Origin of the sequence: Pseudomarimonas arenosa, from assembly GCF_014841215.1 — a bacterium.
Taxonomy (GTDB): domain Bacteria; phylum Pseudomonadota; class Gammaproteobacteria; order Xanthomonadales; family Xanthomonadaceae; genus Pseudomarimonas; species Pseudomarimonas arenosa.
In genome coordinates, this window is the sequence record NZ_JACYTR010000055.1 from 1 (window position 1) to 12,240 (window position 12,240).

Below are 12,240 nucleotides of genomic sequence, written 5' to 3' on the forward strand. Positions count from 1 at the left end.
GTCGTGCATGGGTCTCACTCTCCGAAATCAGCCTGCGCTCGACAAAACGGAGGCTGTCGGCGTCAGACCAAAATTCTCAGTTACCCACTTGGAATTCGATAGAGGCTGAAATATCCGGGCTAAGGGGCAGCATTGCCATCGACGGTAACAGGGCCTGGGCCGACCTGACCGCAGCGCCGTCAATCGAGTGGCAGCAGCTCGGCCCGGATCCGTTGATCGAGCGCAGTTAGATCGACCTGTTCTATCGAATCAAGGCCACGGGTGGCCTCAATCAGGATTTCCCGCTGCACCCGACCGCGTGCCTGGGCCACCGCATATGGCACGCGGGTGAAGCTGACCATGCTATAACGCGGAACGAATCGGCCAGGGTGACGTTTAGCCAGCAGTTGCTCCAGCTGACGCTGCAGAATGTAATCGGCGTCGTCCACTCGGTCGCGCATTTCCAGGTAGTTCTCCAGTGCCATGTCCTGGATAGCTTTGGCATTGGGCAGGCGTTCGGCTTCAAAAGCGGAAAATGCCTGCTCCAGATCGTCGTGCTGCTGCAGCTGGCGGGCGAGGGCGGTGCAGTCTTCGAAGGCGCAGTTCATGCCCTGACCGTGAAACGGCACCATGGCGTGGGCGGCATCGCCAATCAACACGGCGTGCGGGCCGTAATGCCAGCGCCTGAGTCGCAGGGTAGCCAGCTGGCCGACCGGGCGCTCATCAAAGTGCAGGCCGAGGTCGGGGATCAGCGGCTGTGCATCGGCAAACTCTCTGGCGAAGAAGGCCTCGGCCTTATCACCATCGTTCACTGTGGCGAAGCTCGGATGTGGCCCTTGATTAGGCAGGAACAGGGTGACGGTGAAGGTGCGTTCGGTATTCGGCAGGGCAATGCACATATAGCGCCCACGCGGCCAGATATGCAGCGCATTGGCCTCGATCTGAAACTCGCCGTTCGACCCCGGCGGAATCTCCAGCTCACGATAGCCGTGACCGAGTGGCTCGACCACCTCACCAAGGTCAATCCGCATCTCCATCGCAGCGCGGATCGCCGAGCCGGCGCCGTCAGCTCCCACCAGCACCTGATAGCCGGCGCTGCGCTCCTTGCCTGATCGATCGCGAAGGCGAAGTCGCTTGTTGTGTTCGTCGAAGTTGAAGGCCGCGCAGCCGAAATGAACGTTGGCACCGGCCGCTTCGCAGGCATCGAGCATGGCCAGGTTCAGACGACCGCGATGCACCGACCAGATCACCTCGCTATCGTCCAGGCCATAGCGCTGCAGCTGCGGGGTCTGGCCGGGCACATGCACCATGCGACCGCGCATCATGATGGCCTGCGCCATCACTTCGCGTTCCAGCCCAGCCTGGCGCAGCGCGTGCAGGCCGCGTTCGGCCAGCGCCAGATTGATCGATCGCCCCTCTTCGTAGCCGACCTTGCGCGGATCAGGCCGTGCTTCGTACAGGCTGACCTTGAAGCCGGCCCGGCTCAGCAGTACACCGAGCAAACTGCCGGCCAAGCCGGCACCGGCGATGGCGATGTCGGTATCGGTATTCAATGTCGCGCCGCCCAGGCCGCGGTGTGCTCAACAAAGCCGGCAATATCTGCGAAGTTGTTGTACAGCGGCGCTGGCGAGATGCGGATCACATCCGGCTCGCGCCAGTCGCCCAGCACGCCCTGCGCCACCAGGTACTCAAACAGGGCCAATCCCTGGTCGCGTCCGCCGCGCACCCTTAGCGAGAGTTGGCAGCCGCGTCGCGCCGGCTCGCTCGGAGTGAGGATTTCCAGGGCCGTGGTGAGATGCTGTTGAATGGCCTGTTCCAGGAAGCCGGTCAAGCGTTCCGACTTGGCACGCAAGGTCGCCATGCCAGCGCGTTCGAACAGTGCCAGTGAGGCGCGTAGCGGCGCCATCGCCAGCACCGGTGGATTGCTCAGCTGCCAGCCATCGGCACCCGGCGCCGGGATGAATTGCGGCCCCATCAGGAAGCGCGTGCCGGCCTCATGCCCCCACCAGCCGGCAAAGCGCGGCAGGTCGGCGCGGGCGTGGCGCTCATGGACGAAGCAGCCGGCCACCGCTCCCGGCCCGGCATTGCCGTACTTGTAATGGCACCAGACGGCAAAATCCGGCCCATGATCATGCAGATGCAGCGGGATATTGCCGAACGAATGGGCCAGATCGAAACCGATCGCGCAGCCCGCCTGGCGTGCCAATGCCGTGATCGCGCCGATGTCTAAGGCCTGACCGGTGCGGTACTGCACGCCCGGAAGCAGGGCCAGCGCGATGCGCGAGCCATGCTCGGCAAAGGCGCGCTGGAAGGCCTCCATCGAGAGCGTGCCGTTCGCTTCATCGGCGGCCAGTTCGATCAGGTCGCGCTCGGGATCAAACCCGTGAAAGCGAATCTGTGATTCCACTGCATGTCGGTCCGACGGAAAGGCGCCGGCTTCGATCAGGATGGCGGGGCGTTGCGCGCTGGGCCGGTAGAAGCTGACCATCATCAGATGCAGGTTCACGCTCAGCGTGTTCATCGCCACCACTTCGACCGGCTTGGCTCCCACCATATGCGCCAGCGCGTCGCGAACCAGGGTGTGGTAGTGCATCCAGCTGTGTTGCGCCTTGAAGTGGCCCTCAACCGCCAGTTGCGCCCAGTCGTCGATCACTTCCTGCACCATCTCGGCCGCTGCTTTCGGCATCAGGCCCAGGGAATTGCCACAGAAATAGTGCTGTTCGCGGCCCTGGTGCTGCGGAATCCGAAACTCATCGCGCAATCCGGCAAAGGCATCGTCTCGGTCGCGGGCCGTCGCTTCTCGCTGCAGGGCTTCCAGGATCATAGTGTCCATTCCGTAGGATTGAAGGCGGTCATTGAATCAGCCGAACGTCTGGCTGGAAAGTCCCAGCCATTCCAGAGCAGTGCCATGAAACAGCCGCGCCTGCGCAGCATCGGCCAGCGACAGCGCATCAATGCAGGCGCCGGGGGATTGCTCGCCAAGCGGGAAGGGATAGTCGGTGCCGAGCATCACCTGTTCCACGCCTACCGTATCCAGCAGGTACTGCAAGGCGCGCTGATCATGCACGCAGGTGTCGAAGTACAGCTGTTTCAGGTACTCACGCGGATTGCGTGGATTGTCGGTGGCGACCAGATCCGGGCGCATACGAAAGCCGTGCTCGATACGGCCAATCGTGTAGGGAAAGCTGCCGCCGCCGTGGGCCAGACAAACGCGAAGTTTAGGAAAGCGTTCCAGCACGCCGCCGAAGATCAGGCAGCAGGCGGCGCGTGACTGTTCGGCCGGCATGCCGACCAGCCAGGGCAGCCAATACTTCGGCATGCTCTCGGCACCCATCATGTCCCAGGGATGGATCAGGATGGCCGCATCGAGATCCTGTGCGGCTTCGAAGAACGGCAGCAGCTCCGCAGCGTCGAGGTTCCAGTCATTGATGTGCGAGCCGATCTGTACCCCGCGCAGGCCAAGCTGCTCAACGCAGCGTTCCATCTCCTGGATGGCCAGTCGTGGCGATTGCAGCGGTACCGTGCCCAGCGCCGTGATGTGTCGGGGATGGCTGCGGCAGGCCTCGGCGCTGTGATCGTTGAGCGCCTGGTGCAGTTCCAGGGCGTGATGCGGCTTGGCCCAGTAGCTGAACATTACTGGCACGGTGCTGAGCAGCTGTACCTGCACACCGAATGAGGCGTAATCGTCGATGCGCTGGACCATGTCCCAAGTGCGCGGCTGAATCTCTCGAAAGAACTTGCCGTCCTTGTAGATCCGGTGCCGGCCATCATCGGTATGGTGGATCACCGGAAAGCGGATATCGCCATACTTGGCCGCCAGGTCGGGCCAGTCGCGCGGCAAAACGTGCGTATGGGTATCAATTCTCAGCATGATCAGTCGACCAGGAGTTGAGCGCAGGTGGCATACACGGGAATGCCGATGGCGAGGTTGAACGGAAAGGTGATGCCGAGTGCGGCGCTGATGCAACGCCCAACATTGGCTTCGGGCAGGGCAGCGCGAATCGAGGCCGGCGCCGCGATATACGATGCGCTGGCCAGCATGGTGGCAAACACGGTGGTGTTGGCCACGCTCATCTCCAGCCAGTAGCCGATCGCCACGCCGAACAAGCCGTGCAACAGGGGCAGGGCGGTGGCAAACAGCAGCAAGGCCAGGAAGCGTTGACCCAGAGCCTTGATCTGGCTCGCCGCCAACATGCCCATATCGAGCATGAACAACATCAAGGTGCCCTGGAACAGCTGAAAGTACATGGCATCCACAGCGCTGATCCGGTCCTTGCCGGCGATGGCGCCAATGGCCAGACCGCCGATCAGCAGGATTGCTGTCTTGCCACTGGCGACTTCGCGCAGGCGTTCCCAGCCGTGGCCGTCGGAACCCTTGGCTAAAGACAGCCCAAGCAGGATGGCGGGAATTTCCAGCGCCACCACCAGGGCCACCAGATAGCCGTCAGCAGGTGTACCACTGCGTTCAGTGAACTGCTGCGCGGCGATGAAGGTGACCGCCGAAACCGAGCCATAGTGTGCGGCCAAGGCCGCTGCCTGCACGCGACTTTCGCCGAGCAGACCGCGCGCCGCGGCGAAGGCGCTGCCGGCGGTGAGCAGGCCGGCGATGATGGTCACCGCCAACAGCACCACGATGCTGGTGAACGGCACGCTGAGCAGGGCCACGCCACCCTTCAGGCCGATCGCCAACAGCAGGAAGATCGACAGATAGGCCTGAATTGCCGTTGGGATCTCCAGATCGCTGCGCACCGCGCGGGCGATGGCGCCGAGCAAGAAGGCCAGCACCACAGGTGACAACAGATTGGCAGTCAGCAGCTCGGCATTTAGCATCTAGATCAACAAGTGTTGGGATTATCGGCCGCCCTTCGAGAGGCTCAGGGACCGGGAGGGGCAGGGTCGACAGCGCCGCATTGGCTGCAGGTGCGGCGACTTTCAGAGCCGTAATAACGCTCGAAGATGGGCGGCAGATCAAGCTCGATATTCTTCAGCTCGAATCGCTGCTCAAATAGCATGTGGTTGCACTGACGGCAGTACCATTGCAGGGCATCATGTTCGTGGGGCAGGCGCTTGCGTTCAATCACCAGTCCGACCGAATGGGCCATGCGCTGTGGGGAGTGCGGAATGCCTGGCGGCAGATAGAAGATGTCACCGGCGCGAATCGGAATGTCGCGTACGCTGCCGTCTTCCTGCACCTTCAGCACCATCTCGCCTTCGATCTGGTAGAAGAACTCAGGCCCTTCCTCAAGATGAAAGTCGCTGCGCGCATTCGGGCCGCCGACGATCATGATGATGAAGTCACCCTGCTCGATGCACTTGTTGCCGACCGGCGGCTTGAGCAGCTCGCGGTGCTGGTCGATCCAGGCTTGCAGGTTGATCGGTGGGGTCAGCATCAGGCCTCCTTCAGCTCGGCGGTGCACTTGAGCTCGATTGCGATCGGTGTGGGCAAAGCGCTGATGCCCACCGTAGTGCGGCACGGCGCCGAGACAGGATCCGGAAAATACTCGGCCCAGATCGCATTGTAGCGAGCAAAGTCGCCCTGCATGTCGGTCAGATAGACGGTGACGTCGACCAGATCATCGAGACGGCTGCCCGCGGCTTCGAGTACCGCGCGGACATTGGCGATCACTGCGTGGGTCTGGGCTTCGATGTCATAGCCGATCAATCCACCTTCGTGGTCATAGCGATTGCCGGGAATCTGATTGTCCTGTGGCGAGCGCGGGCCGATGCCCGACAGCAACAGCAACGAGCCCACCCTGCGCGCATGGGGGTAACGGCCGACCGGTTTCGGGGCGGCTGCGGTTTGGATGCCGGCGCCGCTCATGGCGCAGTGCGGCCGTCGCGAATGCTGGCGATGGCCTCGGCGTAGGCCGGCTGCACGCGCTCCAGGCTGTCCACACCAAAGCCGAGTTCGCGAATGCGCCCGTCGAGCAGGCCATAGATCCAACCGTGCACCGACAGCGCCTGGCCGCGTGCCCAGGCATCCTGCACCACGGTGGTCTGACAGACGTTGACAACTTGTTCGATGACATTGAGTTCGCACAGGCGTGCGTGGCGCAGCGAGTCCAGCTCGATTTCCGCCAACATCGCCTGATGCTGGATGGCGACATCGCCGACATGGCGCAGCCAGTTGTCGGCCAGACCCACCCGGGTGCCATTCATCACCGCATGCACGCCGCCGCAGCCGTAGTGGCCGCAGACGATGATGTGCTCCACCTTGAGAATGTCGACGGCGAACTGCATCACCGACAGACAGTTGAGATCACCATGCGACATCACATTGGCGATGTTGCGATGGACGAATACCTCGCCTGGTTGCAGGCCGGTGACCTGATTGGCCGGCACCCGCGAATCCGAGCAGCCGATCCACAAGTACTTTGGAGTCTGCTGGCCGGAAAGACGCTTGAAGAACTGCGGATCTTCGGCCTTGACCTTGGATGCCCAGGCGCGATTGCTTTCCAGCAGGTGTTTCAGTTGACTCATTCGATGGAGCTCCCTTCCAAGGTCAAATCGAGATGCAGATATTGCGGGCTTCGGTGAAGAAACGCATGGCTTCCCAGCCGCCTTCGCGGCCGACGCCGGAGTCGTTCATGCCGCCGAATGGCGTGCGCAGGTCGCGCAGCATCCAGCCGTTGATCCAGACGATACCTGTGTTAAGTCGCGCTGCCATCTGGTGCGCTGTATCGAGCCGGCTGGTCCACACCGAGGCGGCCAGGCCGTAGGCGGTGGCATTGGCCAGCCGCAACGCATCGTCGGCATCCGAGAATGCTTGCAGGGTGATCACCGGGCCGAACAGTTCTTCGCGGTGCAGGTCGGCAGACTCCGGCAAGTACTCAATCAAGGTCGGTGCCACGAACCAGCCGGTCAAATCGCCGTTCAGATGGGGCGCCGGGCCTCCGCCGCACAAGATACGTCCACCTTGTTCCCGCGCCAGCTCGATTCCCTTTAGCACCTTGTTGCGGTGGGACTCCGACACCAGCGGGCCGAGCCGCGTGCCGGCAAGGCTGGGATCACCCACACTCCACTCGGCGATGCGCTGCAGCAGGGCGTCGCGCAGACCTGGGTAGCGCGAGGCTTCGATCAGGATTCGTGAGCCGCACAGGCAGATCTGTCCACTGTTCTGCAGCCCGGCACGAAGCAGGCGATCGGCCAGGGCATGGTCGTCGAGTTCAGCATCGGCGAACACGATGCTGGCATTCTTGCCGCCCAGCTCCAGCGAGGCTTTCTTCAGCTGCTCACCGCAGCGGGCGCCGATCTGTCGTCCAGCGCGGGTGCTGCCGGTAAAACTGATCGCCCTGACCTTGGGATGCGCCACCAGGGCGGCGCCGGCGCTGCCACCATCGCCGTGCACCACATTGAGCAGGCCGGGCGCCAGGCCGGCCGTGGCGCTCAGCTCGGCTAGTCGCTGGGCACTGAGCGGGGTGATCTCGCTCGGCTTGCCAATCACCGCATTGCCAGCGGCCAGGGCCGGTGCGATCTTCCAGGTGAACAGATAGAGCGGCAGGTTCCACGGTGTAATGCAGCCGACGACACCGGCCGGTTGGCGCAACGTGTAGTTAAGGCCGGCTTCGCCGTGGTGACTTTCCGAGCTGAACTGCAGCGCGGCGGCGGCGAAGAAGCGCAGGTTCTGAATCGCTCGCGGAATCTCGATCTGCCGGCACAGGTCGATCGGCTTGCCGACATTGCGCGATTCGATCTCGGCCAGCTGCTCGGCATCTTCGGTCATGGCGTCGGCGATCCGGTTCAGGACCGCCGCTCGATGGCTGGCAGAATGTGCCGCCCAGTCGGGCTGGGCGCGTTCGGCAGCGGCCACCGCCATGCCGACCTCGGCATCGCCGCCATTGGCCAATTGGGCAATCTGCCGCCCCGTGCTGGGGTTGAACACGGCCAGCCACTCGCCGTGATGGCCGCGTTGGGTCTGCCCGTCTATCCAGTGGGTGATCTGATCCATCTGCCAAGTGTAGCCCGGGTCAACGCCAGGCCAGGCAGAGGGATCAGATCGACTGCATCCGACCGCCGTCGACAGCCAGGCTTACGCCGCTGATGTAGGACGCAGCGGGTGAGGCCAGAAAGGCCACGGCATTGGCCACTTCTTCGGCGTCGGCAAAGCGACCCGCCGGCACCGAGGCCAGCATCTGTTGGCGTATTTCGTCTTCGCTCTTGCCGCTGCTGCGTGCGCGGTCGCTGATGATCTGTTTCAGTCGCTGGGTCTGGGTGTAGCCAGGCAGCACGTTGTTGACCGTGATGCCGGCCGTCGCCAGTTCGCGCGACAGAGTTTTTGCCCAGCCGGCCACCGCAGCGCGAACCGTGTTCGATACGCCGAGGCCGGCAATCGGCTCGCGCACCGACGTGCTGACGATATTGATCACCCGGCCGAACTGCGCCGACTGCATGCCGGGCAGGGTGGCCTGCACGGCCGCCTGGGCGGCCAGCAGCTGCTGGCGGAAGGCCGTCTCGTAGTCGTTGAGTGAGGCCTGATGGGCGCTGCCACCGGGCGGGCCGCCGCTGTTATTGATCAGAATATGGATCGGATAGCGCGCCGCTTCAGCGGCGATCGCTTCGCCCAGTTTGGCCGGCTCGCCGGCATCGGCCTGCAGCATGCCGTGCTGCTGATTGGCGATGCGCGGCAGCTTCTCCAGCGCCGTCTGCAGGCGATCGAGATCACGTGCCAGCACCACCACACGCGCGCCCAGCGCAGCGAGCTGGCGGGCTACCGCAAAGCCGATTCCGGCTGAGCCGCCGCAGACGATGGCATTCCGTTCTCGCAAATCAAGCTGCATGCATTTCTCCCTGACTCACTCGCCTGGTTGGGCGGATGACCTCAGTCGATTGTAGGGTGCGGCGGCTTCAGTGCGCGTGAGATTTGCGTTGTCAGCTGCTGCATTAACCTGCGGTTTGGATGCATCAACTGGTGGTGAAAATTCGCTACGCCGCATGCAGCACGCGGTTCAGGCCGCTCACTCGGCGTTACCGAAGTTGATCCGCTGCATCCAGTCGGCCAGCTCCTGTTCATGGCCGTCACCCTGTCTGAGTGCCTGGATGACGCCGCGGCGGTTGGCCTCCGGATGGTTCTGGTTGAACTTGGCCTTGAGGGCGATGGCGCTGGGCTGCAGTTCGAAACCGATGATGCCGCGCAGAGAATCAATGCGGCCCGGGGCTGATTCGGGGAAACGCCAGTCGCCGCCCAACGGCACTTCGTACGCATCCGCCAGTTCGGCGACCAGAGACTGCAGGCGCTCAGCGTCATCAAAGGATTGCAGGTTGCCGCGCAAATGGGCGACGGCATAGTTCCAGGTCGGCACTTGCTGATCGGGATCGGTGTACCAGCGCGGTGAAACATAGCCGTGCGGACCATGCACGATGATCAGCGCCGGACCAGCGGCGTGCGCCTGTGGATTGGCCCGAGACCAATGCCCCCGAATGCTGATCCGCTCGCCGTCACGCCGATAGATCACCGGCACATGCGAGGCGAATGGCAGACCCTCGGCGTCGATGGTGATCAGGCTGACAAAGGCATCGCGCTTGAACAGCGCATCCAGCAGGCTCAGATCTTCAACAGCGAAATGCCGGGGCGAGTACATGTTGGGCTCACTGCGTGCGCGGGCGCTTTTCCATCATTCGTTCCCGCAGATCAGCATCGTTGTCGGCCTGCGGCGGCGCATGTGTGGAGAGATCGATACCAAGCTGAGCCGCGTCGTCTTCATCGAGGCCGTCCCAGGCATGGAAATCGGCATCTAGCAGGGCCGCGCGCGCGCTGTCTTCGCTGTCATAGGTGAGCGTGTTGCCGTCACAGTCAAACACGCTGGCGGTGCCGTGTTCGGTGACAGTCATTCGCGCCCAGACCAGAACGGTACCGAGGCTGGCCAACCACCATTGCACGTAGGCTTGATTCATCACTTCATTCCAATCGGAATCAACACCAGTGCGGTGCCCGCTGCGCCCAGCAGCGCACACCAGATCAGGATCTGCGCTGGCGTCGCCAAGCCGGTAATCGCCGGGTCACGCGTTTCTCGGAAGCGACCGAACGAAATCCAGCGCAGAAAACCCGGAGCGAAGGCGTGAGTGCCGGGGCGAATACCGCGATCACGGGCCTGGACATAGCTCAGCGGGCCAAAGATCAGATAGCCCGCCACCCCGGTCACAGCCAAACCGGTGGTGAAGAGCAGGATGAACATCAAAGTCATATCCATGAGACGGCATCCATCCCCCGCAGATCAGAATTCGGCATTGCCGGGCGCGCGCGGGTAGGCGATGGCATCGCGGATGTTGGCCAGCCCGCAGACGTACACCACCAGGCGTTCGAAGCCGAGCCCGAAGCCGGCATGCGGCACCGTGCCGTAGCGACGGAAATCGCGGTACCAGCCGTAGTGCGCCGGGTCGAGCCCGAACTGCGCCATGCGCTTGTCCAGAATATCGAGCCGCTCTTCGCGCTGTGATCCACCGATGATTTCGCCGATGCCCGGGGCCAGCACATCCATCGCGGCGACCGTGCGGCCGTCGTCATTGAGGCGCATATAGAAGGCCTTGATGTGTTCGGGGTAGTTCATCACCACGACCGGGCGGCCCACGTGTTGCTCGGTTAGCCAGCGCTCGTGCTCGGTCTGCAGGTCGAGGCCCCATTCGACCGGGAAGTCGAACTTGTGGCCCGACTTCTGCAACAGCGACACCGCCTCGGTGTAGTCGATGCGCTCGAACGGTGCGTCGATGAAGGCCTGCAGGCGGGTGATCGCATCTTTTTGCACACGTTCGGCGATAAACGCCATATCGTCGCCGCGTTCTTCCAATACCGCCTTGAACAGGTATTTCAGGAAGGCCTCGGCAACATTGGCATCCTCGGCCAGATCGGCAAAGGCGATCTCCGGCTCGACCATCCAGAACTCGGCCAGATGGCGGGTGGTGTTGGAGTTCTCGGCGCGGAAGGTCGGGCCGAAGGTGTACACCTTCGACAATGACAGGCAGTAGGCCTCGACGTTCAGCTGGCCCGACACGGTGAGAAAGGTTTCCTTACCGAAGAAGTCGCGCGAGAAATCGACCTCGCCCTTGTCGGTGCGTGGCAGGTTGGCCATATCCAGGGTCGAGACGCGGAACATCTGCCCGGCGCCCTCGGCGTCGGAGGTGGTGATAATCGGGGTGCTGATCCAGTAGTAGCCATTTTCATGAAAGAATCGATGCACCGCCTGCGACAGACAGTGGCGGATACGGGTGACCGCACCGAACAGGTTGGTGCGCGGACGCAGGTGGGCGACTTCGCGCAGAAACTCCAGCGAATGCGCCTTGGGCTGGATTGGGTAGGTTTCCGGGTCGTCGACCCAGCCGACCACCTCGATCTCGGTCGCCTGCAGCTCAAAGGCCTGGCCCTGGCCCTGCGAGGGGGTGAGGGTGCCGGTGGCCACCACGGCGCAGCCTGAAGTAAGGCGCTTGACCTCTGTCTCATAATTGCCGAGATCGGCCGGAGCCACTACCTGGATGGGATGAAAGCAGGAGCCGTCGCTGATATTGACGAAGGAAAGTCCGGCCTTGGAGTCACGCCGGGTACGCACCCAGCCACGCACACTGACCTCGGTTCCCTCGCTCAATCGGCCGCTCAGGGCCTCGCTTACACTCACCACTGCCATCTTGAGTCTCCGGGGGCTGGCCCCACATTCATACAAAGCGGGACATGATAAACGCGTGTCGCGTTCTACAATAGGCGTATGGCGTCTTCTTTCACTGATTCAAATTTGCGGGGATGCAGGTAATGGCGATTTCCTTGACAGCATCGGCCCTTGAGCGTGCGCGCAAGTTCGTCGCGTCGAATGCAGACGCGGTGGGGCTGCGGTTTGGTGTTGAACGCACCGGCTGCTCGGGCTGGGGTTATGCCGTGGATGTGGCGCAGCAGGCCAATGCCGATGATCAGGTGTTCGAATTTCAGGGCCTGAAGATTCTGGTCGACCCCAGGAGCCTGCCCCTGGTTGACGGCACCGAAATCGATTTCGTCAAGAAGGGCCTGAACCACCAGTTCGTATTCCGCAACCCGAATGCCGCTGGTGAATGCGGCTGCGGCGAGAGCTTTACCACCGATTCAGAGCTCGCCTCTGGTTGATCGACTACGCGGATGCAGGCTGTGCTGGACAGGGCCTGCTCCGACGGCTTCACCTCAACACCTCGATAACGTGGTCAGTGCCTTGCCGCGCAGCACTCGACTTGCTGATGGCTGGCAGGCGCACAACCCACTTGTTTGCTCCGTCTCGACGATTTGATCGCAGCGCGTAGAGCAGATGCGTA

The 12,240-nt window shown here is 62.8% G+C and carries 14 protein-coding genes; 1 reads left to right on the top strand and 13 read right to left on the bottom strand.

Annotation, left to right across the window (positions count from 1 at the left end; all coding sequences use genetic code 11):
* Window positions 1–179: 179 nt before the first annotated feature.
* The 13 genes from IFO71_RS17435 to asnS form a co-directional block, all read right to left on the bottom strand.
* On the bottom strand, window positions 180–1,532 hold the full coding sequence (locus IFO71_RS17435) for an FAD-dependent oxidoreductase (RefSeq protein ID WP_225444758.1): 1,353 nt from the start codon (window positions 1,530–1,532) through the stop codon (window positions 180–182).
* The gene (gene kynU, locus IFO71_RS17440; RefSeq protein ID WP_192030976.1) at window positions 1,529–2,803 is read right to left on the bottom strand and encodes a kynureninase; all 1,275 of its coding nucleotides are present in this window, start codon (window positions 2,801–2,803) and stop codon (window positions 1,529–1,531) included. Before kynU ends, IFO71_RS17435 begins: the two co-directional genes overlap by 4 nt.
* 36 nt (window positions 2,804–2,839) lie before the next feature.
* A complete protein-coding gene (locus IFO71_RS17445; protein ID WP_192030949.1) occupies window positions 2,840–3,850 on the bottom strand; it encodes an amidohydrolase family protein in 1,011 nt (336 codons plus the stop codon).
* A gap of 2 nt (window positions 3,851–3,852) precedes the next feature.
* Window positions 3,853–4,809 (bottom strand): sodium-dependent bicarbonate transport family permease, encoded by a 957-nt coding sequence (locus tag IFO71_RS17450; protein WP_192030950.1) that lies wholly within the window; start codon window positions 4,807–4,809, stop codon window positions 3,853–3,855.
* Window positions 4,810–4,853: 44 nt separating this feature from the next.
* Window positions 4,854–5,369, bottom strand: coding sequence for a 3-hydroxyanthranilate 3,4-dioxygenase (locus IFO71_RS17455; protein ID WP_192030951.1), 516 nt, complete (start codon window positions 5,367–5,369; stop codon window positions 4,854–4,856).
* A complete protein-coding gene (locus tag IFO71_RS17460) occupies window positions 5,369–5,800 on the bottom strand; it encodes a RidA family protein (protein WP_192030952.1) in 432 nt (143 codons plus the stop codon). Before IFO71_RS17460 ends, IFO71_RS17455 begins: the two co-directional genes overlap by 1 nt.
* On the bottom strand, window positions 5,797–6,459 hold the full coding sequence (gene can / locus IFO71_RS17465; protein WP_192030953.1) for a carbonate dehydratase: 663 nt from the start codon (window positions 6,457–6,459) through the stop codon (window positions 5,797–5,799). Before can ends, IFO71_RS17460 begins: the two co-directional genes overlap by 4 nt.
* 22 nt (window positions 6,460–6,481) lie before the next feature.
* Window positions 6,482–7,927 carry an aldehyde dehydrogenase gene (locus IFO71_RS17470; protein ID WP_192030954.1) on the bottom strand — a complete coding sequence of 482 codons (1,446 nt, stop codon included), beginning with the start codon at window positions 7,925–7,927 and terminating at the stop codon, window positions 6,482–6,484.
* A gap of 43 nt (window positions 7,928–7,970) precedes the next feature.
* Window positions 7,971–8,756, bottom strand: coding sequence for an SDR family oxidoreductase (locus IFO71_RS17475; protein WP_192030955.1), 786 nt, complete (start codon window positions 8,754–8,756; stop codon window positions 7,971–7,973).
* Window positions 8,757–8,933: 177 nt separating this feature from the next.
* Complete coding sequence (locus tag IFO71_RS17480) at window positions 8,934–9,557, bottom strand: FMN-binding negative transcriptional regulator (protein WP_192030956.1); 624 nt, start codon at window positions 9,555–9,557, stop codon at window positions 8,934–8,936.
* 7 nt (window positions 9,558–9,564) lie between these two features.
* Window positions 9,565–9,870, bottom strand: a complete 306-nt coding sequence (locus IFO71_RS17485) for a hypothetical protein (protein WP_192030957.1) — start codon at window positions 9,868–9,870, stop codon at window positions 9,565–9,567.
* Window positions 9,870–10,166 (bottom strand): hypothetical protein, encoded by a 297-nt coding sequence (locus IFO71_RS17490; RefSeq protein WP_192030958.1) that lies wholly within the window; start codon window positions 10,164–10,166, stop codon window positions 9,870–9,872. The genes IFO71_RS17485 and IFO71_RS17490 overlap by 1 nt, the downstream gene beginning before the upstream one ends.
* A 24-nt stretch (window positions 10,167–10,190) precedes the next feature.
* On the bottom strand, window positions 10,191–11,591 hold the full coding sequence (gene asnS / locus IFO71_RS17495) for an asparagine--tRNA ligase (RefSeq protein WP_192030959.1): 1,401 nt from the start codon (window positions 11,589–11,591) through the stop codon (window positions 10,191–10,193).
* Between the two features lie 122 nt (window positions 11,592–11,713).
* Here asnS and IFO71_RS17500 point away from each other — a divergent pair, with 122 nt between their 5' ends.
* Entirely contained in the window at window positions 11,714–12,058 is a 345-nt protein-coding gene (locus IFO71_RS17500) for a HesB/IscA family protein (protein ID WP_192030960.1), read from the top strand.
* Window positions 12,059–12,240 lie beyond the last annotated feature (182 nt).

Coding starts and splice junctions, on each gene's coding strand:
- IFO71_RS17455 (WP_192030951.1), bottom strand. CDS start 5,369: ATGCTGACCCCACCGATCAACCTGCAAGCCTGGATCGACCAGCACCGC.
- IFO71_RS17490 (WP_192030958.1), bottom strand. CDS start 10,166: ATGGATATGACTTTGATGTTCATCCTGCTCTTCACCACCGGTTTGGCT.
- IFO71_RS17500 (WP_192030960.1), top strand. CDS start 11,714: ATGGCGATTTCCTTGACAGCATCGGCCCTTGAGCGTGCGCGCAAGTTC.
- IFO71_RS17480 (WP_192030956.1), bottom strand. CDS start 9,557: ATGTACTCGCCCCGGCATTTCGCTGTTGAAGATCTGAGCCTGCTGGAT.
- IFO71_RS17475 (WP_192030955.1), bottom strand. CDS start 8,756: ATGCAGCTTGATTTGCGAGAACGGAATGCCATCGTCTGCGGCGGCTCA.
- can (WP_192030953.1), bottom strand. CDS start 6,459: ATGAGTCAACTGAAACACCTGCTGGAAAGCAATCGCGCCTGGGCATCC.
- IFO71_RS17485 (WP_192030957.1), bottom strand. CDS start 9,870: ATGAATCAAGCCTACGTGCAATGGTGGTTGGCCAGCCTCGGTACCGTT.
- IFO71_RS17460 (WP_192030952.1), bottom strand. CDS start 5,800: ATGAGCGGCGCCGGCATCCAAACCGCAGCCGCCCCGAAACCGGTCGGC.
- IFO71_RS17445 (WP_192030949.1), bottom strand. CDS start 3,850: ATGCTGAGAATTGATACCCATACGCACGTTTTGCCGCGCGACTGGCCC.
- IFO71_RS17450 (WP_192030950.1), bottom strand. CDS start 4,809: ATGCTAAATGCCGAGCTGCTGACTGCCAATCTGTTGTCACCTGTGGTG.
- kynU (WP_192030976.1), bottom strand. CDS start 2,803: ATGATCCTGGAAGCCCTGCAGCGAGAAGCGACGGCCCGCGACCGAGAC.
- asnS (WP_192030959.1), bottom strand. CDS start 11,591: ATGGCAGTGGTGAGTGTAAGCGAGGCCCTGAGCGGCCGATTGAGCGAG.
- IFO71_RS17470 (WP_192030954.1), bottom strand. CDS start 7,927: ATGGATCAGATCACCCACTGGATAGACGGGCAGACCCAACGCGGCCAT.